Origin of the sequence: Streptomyces sp. SAJ15 (genome assembly GCF_007595705.1) — a bacterium.
Lineage (GTDB): Bacteria > Actinomycetota > Actinomycetes > Streptomycetales > Streptomycetaceae > Streptomyces.
In genome coordinates this window covers 284,585-302,197 of the sequence record NZ_NISY01000006.1, presented here as the reverse complement: position 1 = coordinate 302,197, position 17,613 = coordinate 284,585, and the positions used below count along the sequence as shown (strand labels likewise).

Below are 17,613 nucleotides of genomic sequence, written 5' to 3'. Positions count from 1 at the left end.
CGGATAGGGCCGCCCGGCTACTTCGAGCAGGAACCGGCAGACCCTGGGGCGACCGATCCTTCGCCCGAGGGCATGGTCGGCCGGCTCGCCGGCCGGGGCCCCTTTTGACTGGCTCCGGCGGCGTGCTGGTGGGCACGCACGATCGTGGAGTCGACCGCGACGACCCCATCGAGGTCGCTGTCCGCGTCCGCCTGGGCGAGGAGGGCGGTGAAGACCTTCTCCCAGGTTCCGTCGGTCGCCCACATCCACAGCCGGTTGTGGGCACCCTTCCATGAGCCGAATGTTCGGGCAGGTCCATCCACGGAGTGTCGGTGCGGTACTTGAACGCGATCGCGTCGATCACCTGACGATGGTCCCGCCACCGCCCACCCCGCTGGGGCGTCCGGTCCGGCAGCAACGGTTCGATGCGGACCCCAATGGGCGTCAGTCAACGACACACCAGATCAACGATCGGATGATCTGAACGAAAGGCCCGGCGGGGGCAAGGAGAAATGCGCCCTGCTGAATGTGGCCACAGGGCGCGCACCGGCTGCGCCGCACCTTACCGAAGGGCGCGCATCGTGGCCCTCCGCGTGCCAGCCCACGGCGTGCGCACCGCCCCGCATCATCGTGCTGCGCGCCGCGGCCGGGAGTGCACGGCACCGTGCGGTGCGCATGCGGGGGTGCACCGCATCCCGTACGCACCGGATGCCGGGAGCAGCCGCGCTCACCGCTGATGGTGTCGGCACAGGCGCGCGGACCGCCACGGTTCGGCCGGTCGCCGAGGTACTGTGAGCCGCGCCGGGGCCGGCGGCGGCTTCGGCGCCGGGTGCAACGGCGCTCGCAGCCGGGCCGGGGCGTCGGTGAGCTGCCCGCGAGGCTCCAGCAGTCCCGGCGAGAGGTGCGGCGGGGTCGGCCGAACCATGCGGGGTCTTCGTACTCGGGCGTTGGTTTCGGACCTTCGGTCGGCGGGTTGGAGGACCACCGCCCGGATCCCGCGCTCGCGCACGGATGGCGCGCGTGGGGTCAGGTGATCGACGTGTCCCCGAGGGCCTCGCTGATCTCGCGCAGCGCGTCTGCGGCCCGTGTGACCGTCTCGCGGTCGACGTCGGCCAGCAGCCGTTCGTAGTTGCGCAGGTGGTCGGCCATCGCGTCGTCGATGACGGCGGCGCCGTGCTCGGTGAGGCGGATGTACACGATCCGGCGGTCACTGCCTTCTCTGACCCGCTCGACCAGGCCTTTCGCCTCCATCTTGTCGATGCGGTTGGTGATGGCGCCGGAAGTCACCATGGCGGCCTTGAGGAAGGCGCCGGCGGTCAGCTGGTACGGCGGGCCGGAGCGCTTGAGCGTGGTGAGCACGTCGAACTCGCCGTAGTCCAAGCCGTGACGGGTGGCCGTCGCCTTGCAGCTCTTCTCGACCACGCGCGCGAGTCGTTGGATCCGGGCCAGTGCGTGGACCGGCCAGAGGTGAGGGGTCAGGTCGGGGCGTTCCTTCTCCCACTGCCCGACGATCGCGTCCACGGCGTCGCTCATCACGACTCCTTCCCGTTCATCTCAGCGAACACAATCTCAATGTTAAGACACTTGACGCTGAGATGACAGTCATGCTTTTATCTCAACGTTGAGATTGTTAATGCTGAAGGACTGGAGTCGTCACACCATGAGCCTCGTACTCGACCCCACCGCCCAGGACCTCCTCTTCCGCGAGGCCCGCACCGCCAGCACCTTCACCCACGAGCCGGTGACCGAGGAGCAGGTGCGCGCCGTCCACGACCTCGTCAAGCACGCCCCCACCGCCTACAACACCAACCCCCTGCGAGTGGTCCTCGTACGGTCCCCCGAGGCCCGGCGGCGGCTGGCGGCACTGATGGACGAAGGGAACCGGGCCAAGACGGGGGCGGCGCCGCTCGTCGCGATCCTCGCCACCGACAACGAGTTCCACGAAGAACTCCCCTCGCTGCTCCCGCACTTCCCGCAGGCCGGAGAGACGGTCTTCGCCGAGCGCACGGTGCGCGAGAAGACCGCGCTGCTCAACGGCGCGCTCCAGGCCGCGTACTTCCTCCTCGGCGTGCGCGCCGCGGGCCTGGCCGCGGGCCCGATGACCGGCTTCGACCACGCCGGCCTCCAGAAGGAGTTCCTGGACGACGACCACACCCCGCTGATGGTCGTCAACATCGGCAAGCCGGGCGAGAACGCGTGGTACCCGCGCGCCCCGCGCCTCGCTTACGAGGACGTCGTCACCACCGTCTGAACCTTCCCCCCTTCCCCCGACTCCTGCTCCCGCCCCTGCTCCTGCTCCCGTGCCGATGGAGACCGCCATGTCCCTGCTCACCCGTACGAAGGCCGCTACGACGACCCCTTCCCCGGTGGCGTCCGCGCCTCCGGTCCTGTGGCTCGCGCTGCTGGCCACGCCGGTCGCCCTGAGCGCCAACAGCCCGGTGCTGATCCTCCCGGACATGGCGGCCGCGCTGAACGTCCGTACCGCCACGGTCACCTGGATCGTCACCGCCTTCGCCTGGGCGATGGCCGTCGGCACCCCGCTGATGGCGAACGTGCTTCGCCGCCGCGGCCTGCGCACCGCCCTGCGCACGAGCGCCGCGGCCGTCGTGGCGGGCACGGTGCTGGTGGCCTTCTCACCCTGGCTGCCGCTCGTGATGGGCGGCCGTGCGGCCCAGGCCGTGGGCGGCGCGGGCCTGGTGACCGTGGCGATGAGCCTGGCCGGCTCGGCCCGACGGATGGGCGTCATCACGGCCGGCTTCGGAGTCCTGGGCGCGGTCGGTCCGCTGCTCGGCTCGCTCATCGCCGAGACCGTCTCCTGGCGTCTCTCGCTCTCCGTGTCCGCGCTCGGACTGCTGGCCGTCCCCGCGGTACTGCGCGGGGCGGACACCGCGGCCCCCACGACGCGAACGCCCTTCGACGCCCGCGGCGCCCTGCTGCTCGTCCTGACCGCGACCGCGCTGGTGTTCCTGCCCCGCTACCCGCTGGCGGCCCTGCCCGCCGCGCTCCTGGGAGCCGTACTCCTCGGCTTCCACGTCCGCGCGGTCCCCCACGGCTTCGCGCCCCTCGCGGTGCTCCGCAGCCCGGTGTTCGCGGTCTCCGCCCTGCTCGCGATGGCCTTGTCGACCTCGTACTTCACCCTGCTGTTCACGATCCCCCAGCTGCTTCGCGACCGCACCGACTGGTCGACCCCGGCCATCGGCACGGGCCAGATGGTCGCCCTGCTCGTCGGCTCCCTGCTCTCTTGGCTCCTCGCGGCCGCGTCCGCCCGGATGAACCGCCCCCGGGTCATCACGATCCTCCTCGTCGTCGGCGCCCTGGCCCCTCTCACCACCCTGCTCACCCCGTGGGCCCCCCTGCTCCTCCTCGCCGCCTCCCTCGCGGTCTTCGCCACGACGGCCGGCAACGGAGTCCTCGCGACCTCCGCCGCACAGGCCACTCCCGCCCCCGACCGCCCCACCACCATCGGCCTCTTCAACCTCGCCTACCAACTGGGCGGCGCCTTCGGACCGGCCCTCGCGGCCCTGCTGACCCTGGGGACATGAGCCCAGCCGACGAGGTGCCACGACGGCAACAGAGACCATCACCCCGTCACACACCCCGAGAAAGGCCGCCCGGCCCGCCACACACGGGACGGACGGCCTTTCGCCGTTCCCACCACAACCGACCAGACGCTGAACGGACCAGACGGCGAAGCAACATACCCGCGACCCGGCGGCGTATACCTTGAGGTACCCGACCCGATCCCGACGGTCTCACCGCTACCGCAGCCGGCTCGTATGAACCCGCCCGGCACGCAAGGACAGGCTGCCCGGTGTCGGCGCGACCCCAGCCATCTGTCAGGCGGACGCCGAGATCGAAGGCAGAGCGTCGAGGACCAGCCCCCACTCCTCAGAGGGCGCAGAAGGCGTTGAGAGCAGCTTCCTGGGTGTGGGCTTGGCCGGGAGTGCCTTGGATGAGGTGGTTCTCGTTGTTGGCTTCGACCACCTGCTTGGCACCGTTGTCGCTGGTGATGTGGAAGCTGAAGTATCCGGGGACAGCGCCGTTGTGGTACCAGGCGGGGCGGCCGCAGGGGGTGTCGATGCGCATGATACCCAGGCCGTAGTCGGCGCCCGTACCGGTGGGAACGGTGGTCTTGAGCTCTGTCTGCTGGGCGGGTGGCAGCAGGGTGCCGCCCACGAGGGCGCGTTCGAAGGCGGCCAGGTCGTCGAGAGTGGAGACGATGGCGCCGGCGGTCTGGGTGGCCTGGACGCTGGTGACGGTCATGTCCAGGATGAAGGGGCCGGCCAGGTAGTAGCCGCGCAGGTAGTTGCCGTAGAGATTGTTGTCCGTGGTGGGCAGGCTGGTGTCTTTCAGGCCGAGTCGGTCGAAGATCCGGGTCTTCATCTCGACTGCGGGCTCGTTACCGGTCACGGCCTTGATGATCATGCCGGCCAGAATGTAGTTGGTGTTGGCGTACTCCCATTTCTCGCCCGGCTGGGCGTTCGGCGGACGCTTCCGGAGGGCACCGTCGACCAGTTGTTGCGGCGTCCAGTTGCGGTTGACGGTGTAGCCGTCGATGTTCATCGTGTAGTCCGGCAGATTCGACGTCTGGTTGAGCAGTTGCCGGATGGTGATCTTCGAACCGTCGTGACCGTTGGCGTTGACGGCGTTGGGCAGCCACTTGGCCACTGTGTCATCGAGGGAGAGTAGGCCGTCGGCCTCCAACAGGAGGACGGTGGCGGCTGTGAAGGACTTGCTGTTACTGCCGATGCGGAACTTCGCCTTGGGATCCGCGGGCACCCGGGTGCCGCGGTCGCCCACGCCCGCCTGTATGTACTGGGTCTGGGCACCGTCGCGGACCATGCCGATGATGCCGGGGTAGCCGTCGGCGACGCCTCTGTCGGCGCCCGCTTTGAGAACCACGGCTGCTTCCGGCACCGCAGCCGTGGCCGGGCTGAGACCGGCGCTCAGGCCGAGACCGCACGCCGCGGCGATGATGCTTAACCGCCTGAACTTCATGACTCTCCTTGTGAAGTCGGGGAACGTATGGTCCCATCGCGTACTCAATCTGACCTGGACAATCTCATGTCCTGGGCGAGGTCAGGACTCGAACCAGAAGACCCCGTCGAGGCCGTCCTGGGCGATGGTCTGGGTCATGACGTTCTCCGTCATTCGCGTAGCGCCTAATGGGTGTCGGTGAGGAAGAAGTCCAGGCAGCCCCGGTGTGCCTGCCGATGTGGCTCCGGCTGTCGTACGGCGACGGGCACCGCCGTCCCGGGGCTCAGATCAGCGGGCTGATCTGTTCCTGGATGCCGAGCAGGGCCCGGCCGTACAGCTCGCTCGCGACGGCGGGGTTGGTCATGGCGTGCCGGCTGGCGGTCTCCTGGTCGCGCCAGACGCGCTGCAAGGGGTTGGCCTCGGCGAAGCTCCCAGCGCCGTGGACGTTCAGCAGGATGTCCCGCGCCTCCCGCGAGCGGCGGGCGACCGTGGCGGTGTCCATGCGCACGCGGGCCCGGTCGCGCAGTGGCATGTTCCGGCCGCTCGCCGCCCAGCCGTCGATGTCGTCCGCCGCGCGCATCAGGTGCAGCGCGGCGGTGTCGATCAGCTGGGCGGCCTCGGCGACCTGCATCTGGGTGGAGGACGCCTCGCGCGCCTGCTCGTAGAAGGTGTGTGACATGGGGCGCCCCTGCGCGAGCGACGCCATCACCAGCTCCAGGCCGCCGCGGGCCAGGCCCAGTTGGGGGCCTACGAGCACCGAGGAGAGCAGGGGTACGAACGCCGCGCGGTACAGGGCCTCGTCCGTGAACTCGGTGGGGTACTCGCCGCGCAGCGCGCCGGTCAGCGAAAGGACGCGGTGGGCGGGCACGAACACGTCCTCGGCAAGGAGGGTGTGGCTGCCGGTGCCGCGCATCCCGGCGGTGTGCCAGGTGTCCTCGACCGTCAGCTCGTCCATCGGTACCAAGGCCACGCCTCGGTCCATCTGCTCGCCGTCCGCGCCGGTGACCGGCGTGCCGAGGAGCGCCCACCGCGCGTGCAGACAGCCGGACGCGAAGGGCCACCGCCCGGTGATGACCTGTCCCGCGCCTGCCGCCCTGCTCGTTCCGCCCGGGGTCAGGACGGAACAGGCACGGGCGCCGGGGTCCTCCCCGTACACCTCCCGCTGCGCGCGTTCCGGGTAGAGGCCGATCATCCAGCCACAGACATTGATCAGAGCGGTGGTCCAAGCGGTGGAACCGCAGCCGCGGCCGAGTTCCGCGGCCACCTCCAGGAGCGTACGGACGCTCGCCTGGTGGCCGCCGAGCCGCTCGGGGACCGTGATGACGAACAGCCCGGCGTCGGCGAGGGCTTCGATGTTCTCCTCGGCGACCCGCCGGTCCTCCTCCGTGCGGCCGGCGTTGCGGCGCAGCAGCCCGACGAGCTCGGCGGCCCGTTCGATCAGCGCCTTGCTCTTCGCGTCGGTCGTCATGACGATGCCCTCCACGCCGCGTTACCGGGTCAGCGCCCTGCCGTGCGCCGCACGGGCAGCATGGTCGATCACGGGCGAGTCGGAAAGGGCGCCCCTCTCGACGGCCTCGGAACGAGCTTCCGGGGCGCGGCCACCCGTATGCGCCCGGACGCCGATGGCGGCTCGGCCGCGTCGGCGCCTACGAGCGACTGCCCGACCTGCCAGTCGTGCGGGAGATGCGCCGTGACGGCGACCGGGGGCTGTCGCCTTCGGCGTCGACGTCATCGAGACCGGCACCGACTGCTACCGCCTCGCCGCCACTCGCGCCGGCACCGGCAGCCGCAGCCGCACCGAATATCTGCAGGTGACCACCTGACTCCACAACGGGTCCACCAAGCGAGCCCAGGGACGACCCGCTCCGGCTTCCGCGCACGACCGGCCTATCCCTGATGAAGGAAGCTCCGCACGTCAGCGGCGAGCCCCGACATCTGCTCGCCCGCCTCGAGCGTCGTAGTCAGTGCGCACTCCCACGAATCCTCCGCGAAGATTCCAAAGCGAAGAGTCCAGCTGAGTCGGACGTGGCCGCCGGCTTGGAAGGCCGCCGTCAGGACCAGCCGGTTGTTCGTCCAGGTCCTTTTTCCTTCCCAACCTCGGAAGTCACGCGCCAGGCCGTCCAGAAAGTCAGCCAGGTCTCCCACACCGTCCCATACCGAGACCTCCACCGAGTCAAGACATGCGCGCAGCCCGTCCGCCACGGCCTCCACCGCGAAAGCGACCTCGTACTCGTCCACCCGTGCCCAGTCGAAGAGCCTTATGTAAGTTGACGACGCCCCGGGGCTACGGACAACGAGCTCGGGCCGCTCAGCAGAAAACTCGAACACACTCACGCCTCGAACCATACGAGGCATGCAATGGGACCGTCATCGCAGTTCCCACGCCACCGCGCCGCTGGTCCTTCTCACCGACATTCCACACCGCTGGCCTCATGGACCGCTCTCCGAAGTCACCGAGAGGCGTTCTCGAGGTCCGGGAAGGGGGGCTGTGCCGATCAGTTCCGCGGCGCCCCGTACAGGCCAGAGGATCTGGACCCGCTCAACTCGCTCTTCGTCGATCAGAAGTCCTCACGCCGCCACCCGGTTCGGACCTGATGAAGTACCGGCCCCGGACAGCAACGCTCCAGCCAAAGGCATCGGACACAACCGGAACGGTCAGTTGCCACCCACTGGCAAACCGCACCTTCAGCACACCTGAATCGGCGGCATGGACCGCGCCGACTACCTGGTCAAGGAGCTGCGGCACCTTGCCCAGATTGATCCGCGAAAGGGCATGCACGTGGTAGGGCTTGCCACCTGCCATCAGCTCGGCCGGGCTGTGCACTTCGATCCCATCCGAGCCGACGTGCAGCCGCATCATGCTGCCGACAGTTACCTCACTGACGCCCACCCCGCGCATCGAGCGGACGTCCCACCCGTCTTCCACGCGCTCGATCCCATTCGCCATAGCGCAAGGCTAAGCACGGCTGCACCACACCTACAAGATCGTGTTACGAGCCCTAAGTAATGAAGAGCTGGGCGACGTGACTCAAACTGCAGATCGCTTGACGCTGACGGCTGCCAGCGATGGCGTCACCTACGTCGACGCCGTATTACTCACCGCATCGGAGCGGCCCCTACCCGACGCCACCACAGCGAGGAGGAGATGAGTGGGTTCCGTCGCCGACCGGCAGGGCCCCGGCCGAACGGGTGCTCGAGCACGTTGCCGCGCGTCCCGAAGCGGGCACGGTGCCGTACGGCCCATGGCGGGCGCGGTGCCGTACATCCCGAAGCCGGCACGGTGTCGTATGCCGAAGGCGGACCCTGCGCCTCCCCTGCACCCTCCGCGCGTCGCTCTGTCCTGCGGATTTCACTCCGTCTCAAACACGTGTGTTCGAGAGTGCCGGTCATGTCGTTGAGCTCAGTGCCTATTACGCGCGTGCCACGGATGTTGTGCATGCCGTGGTGGTCAGAGTTCGGGGGCGAACCATCGGAGCACGGCGTCGAGCTGGGCGATCCACTGGCCCAGCTCGTCCCTGTTCTGCGCGGTCACGGTGCAGATGCGGGCGCTGTCGTCGGTCAGCAGTACGCTCACCGTGAGCTTGGGCTTCCGTGCGTCTTCCGCCGTGTACTCGAGGTAGGAGAGTGCCTGCCAAGGGTATTCCGTGGTCTGGCCGCGGTTCTTGAAGATGAGACCGTCACGGTCGGTGAGGACGGCGTTCCTTCGGTCCGTGGCGAGGAACTCCGGCTCCGGCACCTGGCCTTCACCACCTGGTAGCGGCACGGGCGGCGTCGGTGGAGCGGCTGCCGTGATGGTCGGGGCGTACGCGGGCGGGGCGGTATGGACGGGGCGGCAATGGTCGGGGAGTAGCGCGCGGCGGCTCCCGCCGCGCCTGACGGAGCCGGTGTGGTGTTCGCCGCCCCCGCGGATGCGGACGGGTAGTCCGCCTCGCGAGGGTCCTCGGTCGGGAGCCACGTCAGCAGTTGCGTCGTGCTGGGCCTGTGCTCCGGTGTCTTCTCCAGGCAGGCGGCCAGGATGCCGCGTAGCGGTGCGGGGACCGCGGTGAGGTCTGACGGGTGGTGCACGGAGCGGTACATCAGGGAGACGGGGGTTCCGCCGCCGAAGGCGCTGCCGCCGGCGGCGGCGACGAGGACGGCGCCGAGAGCGAACACGTCGGCGGCGGGTCCCACGGGGTGGCCTTCGGCTTGTTCGGGGGCGAGGAAGCCAGGGGTGCCGAAGGCGGTGCCGGTGAGGGTGAGGCCGGCGGTCTCCAGGGCGCGGGCGATGCCGAAGTCCAGGACGCGGGGGCCGTCCTCGGCCATGATGATGTTGCCGGGTTTGAGGTCGCGGTGGACGAGGCCGCAGCCGTGGACGGCTTGCAGGGCCTCGGCGAGCGCGGCGCCGAGGCGGCGCAGTTGCCGCGTTCCCATCGGGCCCTGGTCGGCGATGAGCTGGGAGAGGGTGGGGCCGAGGATGTAGGCGGTGGCCAGCCAGGGCACCTCGGCGTCCGGGTCGGCGTCGACGACCGGGGCGGTGTGGAAGCCGCCGACCTTGCGCGCGGCCTCGACCTCGGCGCGGAACCGTTCCCGAAAGAGGGGCTGGGACGCCAACTCGGGCCTGGCGACCTTGATCGCGACCGCCCGGCCGCCCCGCGAGTGCGCCAGATACACCGTGCCCATGCCGCCTTCGCCGAGCTTGCGCACCAAGGCGTAGTGACCGAACCGGTCCACCTGTCCCCAACCCTCCAGACCGACCCACCCAGTGTTCAGAGATCCAGTATGAACGGCCCACGGAGGATGCACGCGTGCCGAGTTGCTCTTGTCCTGGGATTCCCGGGTGCCGCCCTGTCAGAGCGGGTGAGTCCGGCGACTTCGACGAACGCGATGCTGCCTCTGCGGTCCGACGTCCTTGGGGCTGAATCCCGTCGAGGGGACGACCGGCGCGGTGGTGCGCCTCAGCCGGGGGCGCGGGGTGGGTGCTGCTCCCCGCCGCGCGGACGGGGACGCGGGTGACCGGCACCGCGACGGCGCGCTGAGCCGCACACCGGATGCCGGCCGACCGGCCCGGATCCGTGCCGGCTCCGGACCCCTTTGCCGACCCGGCTGGCCCCGGATCCGCAGGGCGGAAAAGAAAGTTGTCACAGACCGGTCCGCTCAGGCGTGTAATGAGTGAACGAGCGAGATCGTCGACGCAATGGAGCAAGAGATCTACATGCAGAGGGAATCCGCTGCCCCGGTGCCTGCCTCCGGCGGTCGGCACCGCAAGCCCAAGCAGACGCGGGTGGCCAGCCGCCGTGCCCGCGCCGCGGTCGTCGCCACCCCCATGGCAGTGGCGATGTTCTCCGGCACATCGGCCTTCGCGGCCGACAAGGGCACCACCGCCAGACCCGTCAACTCCGTCGCGGACAAGAGCGCGGGCTCCGGCTCCGACGGGAGGATGGCCGCGAACCTCAACACCCGGATGAACGACCCACGTCTGGGCCCGCACCTCAGCGGCGTCGTTCTGGACGCGAACTCCGACAGGGTGGTCTGGGGGCACGATGCCTCAACGGCCCTCATGCCCGCTTCCAACACCAAGTTGTTGACCGCCACCGCCGCCCTGTCCGTGCTGGGCCCGGACCACCGCTTCACCACCAAGGTCACCTACCGCGATGGCACACTCACCCTCGTCGGCGGCGGCGACCGGCTCCTGACCACGGCCGATCTGACCAGGCTCGCCCAGACCTCCGCGGCCAAGCTGAAGTCCCAGGGCGTCGGCTTCGTGAAGGTCCGCGTCGACGACAGCCTCTTCCCCGAGCCGACACAGGCAAAGGGCTGGAGGGGGGACTACTACCCTGGGGAAGTCGCCCCCGTGCGGGCGCTGGTCGTCGACGGGCGCAGCGTGCTGGATACCTCGGTCGACGCCGGGAAGACCTTCGCCAAGCAGCTCGCCGCCGCCGGTGTCGTCGTCAACGGCGATGTCACCCGCGGCCGGGCCGGCGCCTCCGACGTGTCGGTGGCCCAGCACCGCTCCCCGAAGTTGTCGGAGTCCGTCCGGAAGATGCTCAAGCTCAGCGACAACAACATCGCCGAGACCCTGCTCCGGATGACCGCCCTCGGCACGGGCCGGCCCGCGACCTTCGAGGGCGGCACGGCGGCCGTGCGGCAGGTGCTCAGGGACTACGGAGTACCGCTGACCAACGTCAAGCTGTACGACGGCAGCGGTCTGTCCCGCAGTGACCGCATCCCGGCCGCGACCCTCGCCGCCGTGTTGGATCTGACGCAGGATCACCCGCAGACCCTCCAGCCCGTCCTCGACGGACTTCCCGTCTCCGGGGAGGCCGGCAGCACCCTCGGCCCGGAGTGGGGCCGCTTCGACGATCCTCACTCCACGTGTGCCGTGGGCAAGGTCAGAGCCAAGACCGGCACGCTCAGCGGCGCCATATCCCTCAGCGGCGTGACGCAGGGCAAGGACGGCCGGTTGAAGGTGTTCGCCTTCGTGGAGAACGACGCCTCCGCCGCTCCGGCCGCCACCAAGGACGCACTGGACGGCCTCGCGGCGACGGTGAACGGCTGCTGGGCCTAACGGCTGCTGGGCCTGAGGAACCTCCCGGCGGGGTCGCCCACCGGGTCCAGGGGCGGAAGGCGGCCTCCGCCCCTGGACCGGCTCGGGAGACCCGGGCGCGAGGCTGCTCATGCCGCGACACCTTCCCGGGCGAACCGCGACGCCCTCCCGCAGGAGCTGGGCGGCGCGGCTGGCGAAGGGGGCGGGGCGCGACCGCCATGCGCTCCCACCCGTGCGCTCCCCACCCGGGTGCACCTGGTCCGGTGGCGCACCGGCCTGCGGCACACCGCAACACCGCGGGAGATACCGCTGCCACACTGGGCGGACGGTCCCCGGCTCGAAGAGGCTCCCCAAGCCGGCTGAGGGCGCCGGGCCCGGCGACCCGGCGACCCGGCGCCCGGTCTCGTACGCGCCGGCGGCGAACCCGCTGCTGGAAGTGCCCGCCAGGGCCGGTGGTGGCGAAAGAACGACCCCGGCTCCATAGAGCTGTCGGCAGCGGTGAAGGCCGCCGCGGGCCGTGCGGGCGGGCTGCTGGACACCATCGCGCGGACAGGCAAGACACCCGGCGCCGATGCCGTTGCCGGAGAGGTCCTGGTCGCTCGCGTCCGCGACGCCCGCTGGGCCTCCGGGCCGACGTCACCGTGCCTTCCAGCGCCAGCGGCTGGACCGATGGGCCGGGCGCCGCCAAGGCGCGCGGGGAGGATCGGACCGATTCCGGCGGTAGCGGTGGGCCGCCTCGGAACGCGGCCGAAGGCGTGGAGTTCTCAGTGCGGCGTCGGCAATGGCCGCACGATCGCCTGGACCGCCCGCGAGGATGAGTTTTCGTCTCGCGACCGGTCACTGGCTGTGGCAGAGCAGCCCGCAGAAGCAAGGAGATCCTGATGTCCATCTCCCTGGGGAACCTCATCTCGATCATCGTCCGTCGCTCCGGTGCGATGAGCTTGAAGCCATGCTGATCTACTCGATGGGCGTCTCGGTGGACGGCTTCATCGCCGACCGCGAGGGCGCGTTCGGGTGGACGGTCCCAAACGAGGAGCAGTTTCGTTTCCACATCGCGCAGACACGTGAGCTCGGCGGCTTTCTGTGCGGCCGCAGGCTTTACGAGACCATGCTGCCGTGGGACACGGATCCGTCGATGCGCGACAACGAGCTCGAGGCCGCGTTCGCCGACGTCTGGTGCGCTCTGCCGAAGGTGGTCTTCAGCCGCACGCTCGACAGCGTTCAGGGCAACGCCCGGCTCGCCGAGGCGTCGCTGGCGGAGGAGACCGCTGCGGCGCTTGCCGCGACCGACAAGGACGTCTCGATCGGCGGCGCCGGCTTGGCCGCGACAGCGATCGAGCTCGGCCTCGTCGACGAGCTGCGCATGTTCCGCAATCCGATCGTCGTCGGTGGCGGCACACCCTTCCTGCCGCCGGTCACCGAAGACGTTCGACTAGACCTGGTCGAGACCAGGACGTTCGGCTCGCGCGTGATCTACGAGCGCTACAGGCGCGCCCGCGAGGAGTCGGACTGACACCGCCGTCCGTCACCGTGGTGTGGCCAGCCGGTCCGGCGACGACCTGGTGATAGGCGCCGCCCAGGGCGGAGGCGAGCTCCGCGAGGTGCGCGGCCGGCTCCGCCTCCAGTCCGAGCACGGCCGGCAGGGTGGACTGAGCGGTCTTCCAGCGGTCCCCGGCCAGCAGCTTCGACCGCGGGTCGCCCCATCGGTCCCCGTCACCGGCGTGCCAGTCGGTCGGGCACCGATCTGATGATTGGGACCTCCCGGCCGAACACCGGAGTCCGGAGGCTCTCGTATGAGGGGGTGCCGCTCCAGCGGCACCCCTCGGTGATCGCCCGCGCCCGGACCGGCGGCCGACGCCCTCCCCGCGGCCGGACGCTGCCGGCGACTCCGAGCGCTGGTCGGTGGAAGGGCCCCGCCGGTCTCCTGAGGCGCCGCCGCGGACGACCGTCCCCGTGACGGGTGCCGCACCGCTCGGGGCCCGGCCGAGCTGACCACCGCCCAGGCCATCGCGGCGCTCCGCCACGCCGGGGCGGAGGTGTGCCCTGCGTGCGGCGCGGAGCGCCTTCTCACGCGCTGTCAGTGGGGGTCGGTCAGGCGTAAGCGGCGAGGAAGGCGCGGATGCCGCCGGCGGCGTAGCGGTCGAGGTCGGCCTCGCTGTGCTGGGCGCCGCCGTGGAACATGGCCTGGTTCACCGGGATCCATAGCAGCAGTCCGGCGAAGTGGTGGGCGGCCAGTAGGGGGTCGTCGGTCTTGAGCAGTCCTTGGTCGGTGAGGCGTTGGAAGGTGGCCGCCAGGGTGGCCAGGACCCGTTCGAAGCCCTGCTCGTACCAGGCCGCGCCCAGTTCGGGGAAGGCGTCGGCGTTGGCGATGATCAGGCGGCGTAGCTGGATCACCTCGGGCTGGGTGAGGGTCGCCAGGAACTGGCGGGCGAGACGGGTCAGGTTCTCGTCCAGGGCGTCGGCTTCGGCCGGGATGTCGGCCACCAGGTCGACCATGGCGTCGATGCGGTCGGTGGTGGCCAGAACGATCTCGGCGAACAGCTTCTCCTTGTCCGCGAAGTGCTTGTAGACGGTCTGCTTGGACACCGCGGCCAGCTTCGCGATGTCGTCCATGCTCGTCCCCGCGTACCCCTTGTTCAGGAACACGGTGGTCGCGGCATCCATGATCTCCTGATGCTTGCGCGCTGACCGGCTGTCCATCCTCAGCTCCCTCTGTCTCTTCAATCCGCCGTCTCCCCGCCCGAAGAGAGTACTGGACTGACCAGTACCCGTTCGAGTACTGTACCGTCTAGTTCCAAGAGCCGCAGGGCTCTGCGCCGCGCATCAATGGGGGTTCCACATGGACAAGGTCTTCTCGGCTGACGGCACGACCATCGCCTTCGAGCGGCAGGGCTCGGGCCCTGTGGTGGTGCTCGTCGGCGGCGCCTTCATGACCCGCGGCGATTCCGCCGAACTCGCCGGTCTGCTGGCCGAGCACTTCACCGTGATCACGTACGACCGCCGGGGCCGCGGCGACAGCGGGGACAGTCCCGCGTACGAGGTGCGGCGCGAGATCGAGGACCTCGACGCGCTGATCGAGGGCCCGGGCGGCGGATCGGCCATGGTCTTCGGCATGTCCTCGGGCGCCGTCCTCGCACTGGAGGCCACCGCGCTCGGCAGCGCCGTATCGCGCCTCGCGCTGTACGAGCCGCCGTTCATCACCGACGACGGCCGGCCGCCGCTGCCCGCCGACTACGTGGAGCACCTGACGGAGCTCGTGGGCCGCGAGGCGTACGGGAAGGCTGTCGCCTACTTCATGACCGCAGCGGTCGGCCTGCCCGACGAGGTCGTCGCCGGCATGCGGCAGGCCCCGTTCTGGGCGGGCATGGAGGCCGTCGCCCGCACCCTCCCCTACGACGGCCGGATCATGGGCGACACCATGTCCGGCCGCCCCCTGCCGGTCGACCGCTGGGCGTCCGTGACCGTGCCCGTCCTCGTCGGCAGCGGAGACGCGGGCGCGCCCCACATGCTGACCGGTGCGCGGGAACTCGCCGCGGCGGGCGACAACTTCACCCTGCGGGTGTTCCCGGGCGAGGAGCACGCCGTCGACCCGAAGGTCCTGGCCCCGGCCCTCGCCGGCTTCTTCAGCGAGGAGCACCCGGCATGAGCACGGTCTTCGCGAGCCCGGGCATGACCCTCGACGGCTTCGTCGCGGGCCCGAACGCCCGCCCCGGAAACCCCCTCGGTGACGGCGGCCTACGCATCCACGAGTGGGTTGAGGACGTCGAGACCTGGCGGGAGCGCCAGAGCGTGACCGGCGGCACCGGCACCGGCGGCGACCAGGACGACGGGGTCGTGCGGGAGACGTTCGAGCGTGCCGGCGCCTACGTCATGGGCCGCCGCATGTTCGCCGAGGGGGAGGTCGGATGGCCCGACCCACCGCCGTTCCGCGCGCCCGTGTTCGTCCTCACCCATACCCCCCGCGAGCCGTGGGTGCGGCAGGGCGGCACCACTTTCCACTTCGTCACCGAGGGCCCCGGCTCGCCGAAGGTGACACATGTGAGGTACCGGATCACATCGTCCGAGGCGCGTGCCGGGCAGGGCAAGGCAAGGCAAGGCAAGGCAAGGCAAGGCAAGGCAATCCATGATCACGAACACGGGAAAGGGACAGCAGCATGACCGCACCGGTGAAGGGCCCCGCCAGCTATTTCCCCTCGATCGAGAAGAAGTACGGCCGCTCGATCGCGGAGTGGAAAGAGATCATCCGCTCGTCGCACCTGACCAGGCACATGGAACTCGTCACCTGGCTCAAGACCGAGCACGGTCTGGGCCACGGCCACGCCAACGCTCTCGTCGCGCACTCGCTGGCCGAAGACAGCGTCCGATGAACCACTGATCTGCTTCGCAGAAGGGGGTCGGCGGGAACGATTCCCACCGACCCCCTTCCAGTGTGGCTCGGCGCTCGGCACGCTCCGCCTCAAAGGTCCGCGACGGCTCTACCAGTCGGTCAGGTCCACAAGGAGTCAGTGCTGCCGTCTACAGGGCGTAAGCCATGGACGGTCCGACAGGGGTGGTCGAGGGTGGCGGGGGCGATGCGGGTGAGGGCGGTGGGGAATGTGGCTGCCGATCGGGACCTCAGGTCCACGCATTCGGGGATCCCGGTGGCGGGCTTCCCCGTCGCGTCGACTCCACCCGCATGACCGTGATCGCGGCGACGGGGTGGACGGGGAGCCGATGTTCTGTTTTCCCCTCCCAGGGTGGAGCCCTGCCCCGGCAAGGAGTAGTCGCACGGGGGTATTTGGCAGATCGGCCCGCCACAGGTTAGCTGTGGCGGGCCGTCCTGCCGCCCGCTAGAGGCGGTGCGGCTGTATCAGGCCGTCGCCGTGATGACCAGGCTTCCGCTTCCCAGGGCGGAGACGCTGGCTGACGCCCCTGGAGCCAGGGTGACGGTGGCGCTGCCGCCCGTCGACAGCACGAGCGTGGCGTCGGTGTTGTTGGTCACGGAGCTGATCAGGCCGACCTGAACGCCCGTGTCGAACCCGACTCCGATGGGCAGCAGGATGCCGGGAAGGGTGACCGTGGTGCCGCCGGTCAGCGTTACCGCCACCGAACCGGAGACGTTCGCGCTCTGCGACACGGAGGTGTGGGCGGAGGTCGCCGCCACGGCCGCCGGACCGGCCGCCAGGCAGCCAACTGCTGTGAGCGAGCACACGAGGAAGGCGACGCCACGACGGCAGAACGTAGAAGACATGGCACTCCTTTCAGAAAAGGGAGCAACTCACACGCGGAGACACGGTGTCCCGCTGGGCCCCTACCTAACCAACCAATGGGATGTTGTGACAATCCGCCTGCAATCGGGCGCGAGGGGCACCTACGGGGCGCTCGGGCGTGCAGGGACAACTGAGCGTGCGCCAGGGTTGCCAACTTCGGGAGTGCGCTCCACGGGCACCCAAAGTACCCACCTCCGACCGTATCCGGCCGCCGCAAGGTCACCGCACGCCTACCTGCGCTGGCGCAAACGCCAACACACGCCACGCGACGTCCTGGCGCCGAACGCGGAGAACGCGCCCGCATCCGCAGCGAGAGAGGCATCTCTGGGCCGGACGCCCACTCGCGGCCGCAATCTGACCAACCTGCGGACCAACCGGGCCACAGCGCGTCATAGGTCCGCTGCGAACGGGGTCGTCGGGCGACGAACGGCTCAGGAGGCGGTCGGCTTGATCTCCCCCGCGAAGATGATGACCTGGTCGATGAGGCTCCGCCGCAGATGGACGACGTCCGTTCCCGCTAGGCGGGGGCCTCCGTCCGGCGTGGTGAAGACCCACTGGTACCGGGCCCACTCGTCCGGCATGTCCACCGCCGAGCAGCGCACCATCGTGCCGGTCCCCGCCGGGTGGCGCCGGATGTCCAGCACGAACCGTTCGACCGCCTCGATCCCCTCACTGCGGCCCAACGGCCCCCAGAAGATGACGTCCGAGGTCAGGGCCTGAGAGAGCAGCCCAGCCACATAACTGTCGTCCGAGGCGTTGAACGCGGAGATGAACATGTCGATCGCGGACTGTGCGGTCTCTTCATGCATGCACCAGTAATACCAGTCCGTTCGCGGCAGGCATTCGTCCTGTGAGTCGTCTTCCGGACACGGTGAACCATCCAGG

17 protein-coding genes and 1 pseudogene are annotated in these 17,613 nt (G+C 69.9%); 7 read left to right on the top strand and 11 right to left on the bottom strand.

Annotated features, from left to right (window positions below):
• Positions 1 to 51: 51 nt before the first annotated feature.
• Together CD790_RS36870 and CD790_RS18490 are read right to left on the bottom strand one after the other, a co-directional pair.
• Positions 52 to 437 (bottom strand): annotated as a pseudogene (locus tag CD790_RS36870) (IS5 family transposase); the annotation flags it as partial.
• A gap of 568 nt (positions 438 to 1,005) precedes the next feature.
• Complete coding sequence (locus CD790_RS18490) at positions 1,006 to 1,512, bottom strand: MarR family winged helix-turn-helix transcriptional regulator (protein ID WP_144384380.1); 507 nt, start codon at positions 1,510 to 1,512, stop codon at positions 1,006 to 1,008.
• Positions 1,513 to 1,639: 127 nt separating this feature from the next.
• On the opposite strand from CD790_RS18490, the gene CD790_RS18485 reads away from it, so the two are divergent.
• Both CD790_RS18485 and CD790_RS18480 read left to right on the top strand, forming a co-directional pair.
• Entirely contained in the window at positions 1,640 to 2,230 is a 591-nt protein-coding gene (locus CD790_RS18485) for a malonic semialdehyde reductase (protein WP_144384379.1), read from the top strand.
• Positions 2,231 to 2,297: 67 nt separating this feature from the next.
• Entirely contained in the window at positions 2,298 to 3,521 is a 1,224-nt protein-coding gene (locus CD790_RS18480) for an MFS transporter (protein ID WP_144384378.1), read from the top strand.
• Between the two features lie 346 nt (positions 3,522 to 3,867).
• Here CD790_RS18480 and CD790_RS18475 read toward each other — a convergent pair whose 3' ends face one another.
• From CD790_RS18475 to CD790_RS18455, 6 genes are all read right to left on the bottom strand, one after another.
• Complete coding sequence (locus CD790_RS18475) at positions 3,868 to 4,977, bottom strand: serine hydrolase (RefSeq protein WP_144384376.1); 1,110 nt, start codon at positions 4,975 to 4,977, stop codon at positions 3,868 to 3,870.
• A gap of 262 nt (positions 4,978 to 5,239) precedes the next feature.
• Positions 5,240 to 6,424 (bottom strand): acyl-CoA dehydrogenase family protein, encoded by a 1,185-nt coding sequence (locus CD790_RS18470; RefSeq protein WP_144384374.1) that lies wholly within the window; start codon positions 6,422 to 6,424, stop codon positions 5,240 to 5,242.
• Positions 6,425 to 6,843: 419 nt separating this feature from the next.
• Positions 6,844 to 7,290, bottom strand: a complete 447-nt coding sequence (locus tag CD790_RS18465) for a DUF6228 family protein (protein ID WP_260867679.1) — start codon at positions 7,288 to 7,290, stop codon at positions 6,844 to 6,846.
• Between the two features lie 205 nt (positions 7,291 to 7,495).
• Positions 7,496 to 7,903, bottom strand: coding sequence for a DUF6188 family protein (locus CD790_RS18460; protein ID WP_144384372.1), 408 nt, complete (start codon positions 7,901 to 7,903; stop codon positions 7,496 to 7,498).
• Between the two features lie 501 nt (positions 7,904 to 8,404).
• Positions 8,405 to 8,530, bottom strand: coding sequence for a hypothetical protein (locus CD790_RS35875; protein ID WP_260867678.1), 126 nt, complete (start codon positions 8,528 to 8,530; stop codon positions 8,405 to 8,407).
• Positions 8,527 to 9,666, bottom strand: coding sequence for a serine/threonine-protein kinase (locus CD790_RS18455; protein WP_260867677.1), 1,140 nt, complete (start codon positions 9,664 to 9,666; stop codon positions 8,527 to 8,529). Before CD790_RS18455 ends, CD790_RS35875 begins: the two co-directional genes overlap by 4 nt.
• A gap of 463 nt (positions 9,667 to 10,129) precedes the next feature.
• Here CD790_RS18455 and dacB point away from each other — a divergent pair, with 463 nt between their 5' ends.
• Positions 10,130 to 11,500, top strand: coding sequence for a D-alanyl-D-alanine carboxypeptidase/D-alanyl-D-alanine-endopeptidase (dacB, locus tag CD790_RS18450; protein ID WP_260867676.1), 1,371 nt, complete (start codon positions 10,130 to 10,132; stop codon positions 11,498 to 11,500).
• A 928-nt stretch (positions 11,501 to 12,428) separates the two neighbouring features.
• Positions 12,429 to 12,992, top strand: coding sequence for a dihydrofolate reductase family protein (locus CD790_RS18445; RefSeq protein WP_144384370.1), 564 nt, complete (start codon positions 12,429 to 12,431; stop codon positions 12,990 to 12,992).
• 578 nt (positions 12,993 to 13,570) lie between these two features.
• Here the strand turns inward: CD790_RS18445 and CD790_RS18440 are convergent.
• On the bottom strand, positions 13,571 to 14,179 hold the full coding sequence (locus tag CD790_RS18440; protein WP_144384368.1) for a TetR/AcrR family transcriptional regulator: 609 nt from the start codon (positions 14,177 to 14,179) through the stop codon (positions 13,571 to 13,573).
• Positions 14,180 to 14,318: 139 nt separating this feature from the next.
• On the opposite strand from CD790_RS18440, the gene CD790_RS18435 reads away from it, so the two are divergent.
• From CD790_RS18435 to CD790_RS18425, 3 genes are read left to right on the top strand one after another with little or no spacing between them, the layout of a single operon-like run.
• Positions 14,319 to 15,125: an alpha/beta fold hydrolase gene (locus tag CD790_RS18435; protein ID WP_144384367.1), complete on the top strand. Its 807-nt coding sequence runs from the start codon at positions 14,319 to 14,321 to the stop codon at positions 15,123 to 15,125.
• Entirely contained in the window at positions 15,122 to 15,637 is a 516-nt protein-coding gene (locus CD790_RS18430) for a hypothetical protein (RefSeq protein ID WP_186319094.1), read from the top strand. Before CD790_RS18435 ends, CD790_RS18430 begins: the two co-directional genes overlap by 4 nt.
• Positions 15,634 to 15,846, top strand: a complete 213-nt coding sequence (locus tag CD790_RS18425; RefSeq protein WP_144384366.1) for a DUF4287 domain-containing protein — start codon at positions 15,634 to 15,636, stop codon at positions 15,844 to 15,846. The genes CD790_RS18430 and CD790_RS18425 overlap by 4 nt, the downstream gene beginning before the upstream one ends.
• A 482-nt stretch (positions 15,847 to 16,328) precedes the next feature.
• Here the strand turns inward: CD790_RS18425 and CD790_RS18420 are convergent, their stop codons facing one another.
• Together CD790_RS18420 and CD790_RS18415 are read right to left on the bottom strand one after the other, a co-directional pair.
• Entirely contained in the window at positions 16,329 to 16,709 is a 381-nt protein-coding gene (locus CD790_RS18420; RefSeq protein ID WP_144384364.1) for a hypothetical protein, read from the bottom strand.
• A gap of 450 nt (positions 16,710 to 17,159) precedes the next feature.
• The gene (locus tag CD790_RS18415; protein WP_144384362.1) at positions 17,160 to 17,537 is read right to left on the bottom strand and encodes a nuclear transport factor 2 family protein; all 378 of its coding nucleotides are present in this window, start codon (positions 17,535 to 17,537) and stop codon (positions 17,160 to 17,162) included.
• Positions 17,538 to 17,613 lie beyond the last annotated feature (76 nt).

Coding starts and splice junctions, on each gene's coding strand:
- CD790_RS18480 (WP_144384378.1), top strand. CDS start 2,298: ATGTCCCTGCTCACCCGTACGAAGGCCGCTACGACGACCCCTTCCCCG.
- CD790_RS18445 (WP_144384370.1), top strand. CDS start 12,429: ATGCTGATCTACTCGATGGGCGTCTCGGTGGACGGCTTCATCGCCGAC.
- CD790_RS18430 (WP_186319094.1), top strand. CDS start 15,122: ATGAGCACGGTCTTCGCGAGCCCGGGCATGACCCTCGACGGCTTCGTC.
- CD790_RS18460 (WP_144384372.1), bottom strand. CDS start 7,903: ATGGCGAATGGGATCGAGCGCGTGGAAGACGGGTGGGACGTCCGCTCG.
- CD790_RS18485 (WP_144384379.1), top strand. CDS start 1,640: ATGAGCCTCGTACTCGACCCCACCGCCCAGGACCTCCTCTTCCGCGAG.
- CD790_RS18475 (WP_144384376.1), bottom strand. CDS start 4,977: ATGAAGTTCAGGCGGTTAAGCATCATCGCCGCGGCGTGCGGTCTCGGC.
- CD790_RS18490 (WP_144384380.1), bottom strand. CDS start 1,512: ATGAGCGACGCCGTGGACGCGATCGTCGGGCAGTGGGAGAAGGAACGC.
- CD790_RS18440 (WP_144384368.1), bottom strand. CDS start 14,179: ATGGACAGCCGGTCAGCGCGCAAGCATCAGGAGATCATGGATGCCGCG.
- dacB (WP_260867676.1), top strand. CDS start 10,130: ATGGAGCAAGAGATCTACATGCAGAGGGAATCCGCTGCCCCGGTGCCT.
- CD790_RS18415 (WP_144384362.1), bottom strand. CDS start 17,537: ATGCATGAAGAGACCGCACAGTCCGCGATCGACATGTTCATCTCCGCG.
- CD790_RS18420 (WP_144384364.1), bottom strand. CDS start 16,709: ATGTCTTCTACGTTCTGCCGTCGTGGCGTCGCCTTCCTCGTGTGCTCG.
- CD790_RS18435 (WP_144384367.1), top strand. CDS start 14,319: ATGGACAAGGTCTTCTCGGCTGACGGCACGACCATCGCCTTCGAGCGG.
- CD790_RS18425 (WP_144384366.1), top strand. CDS start 15,634: ATGACCGCACCGGTGAAGGGCCCCGCCAGCTATTTCCCCTCGATCGAG.
- CD790_RS18470 (WP_144384374.1), bottom strand. CDS start 6,424: ATGACGACCGACGCGAAGAGCAAGGCGCTGATCGAACGGGCCGCCGAG.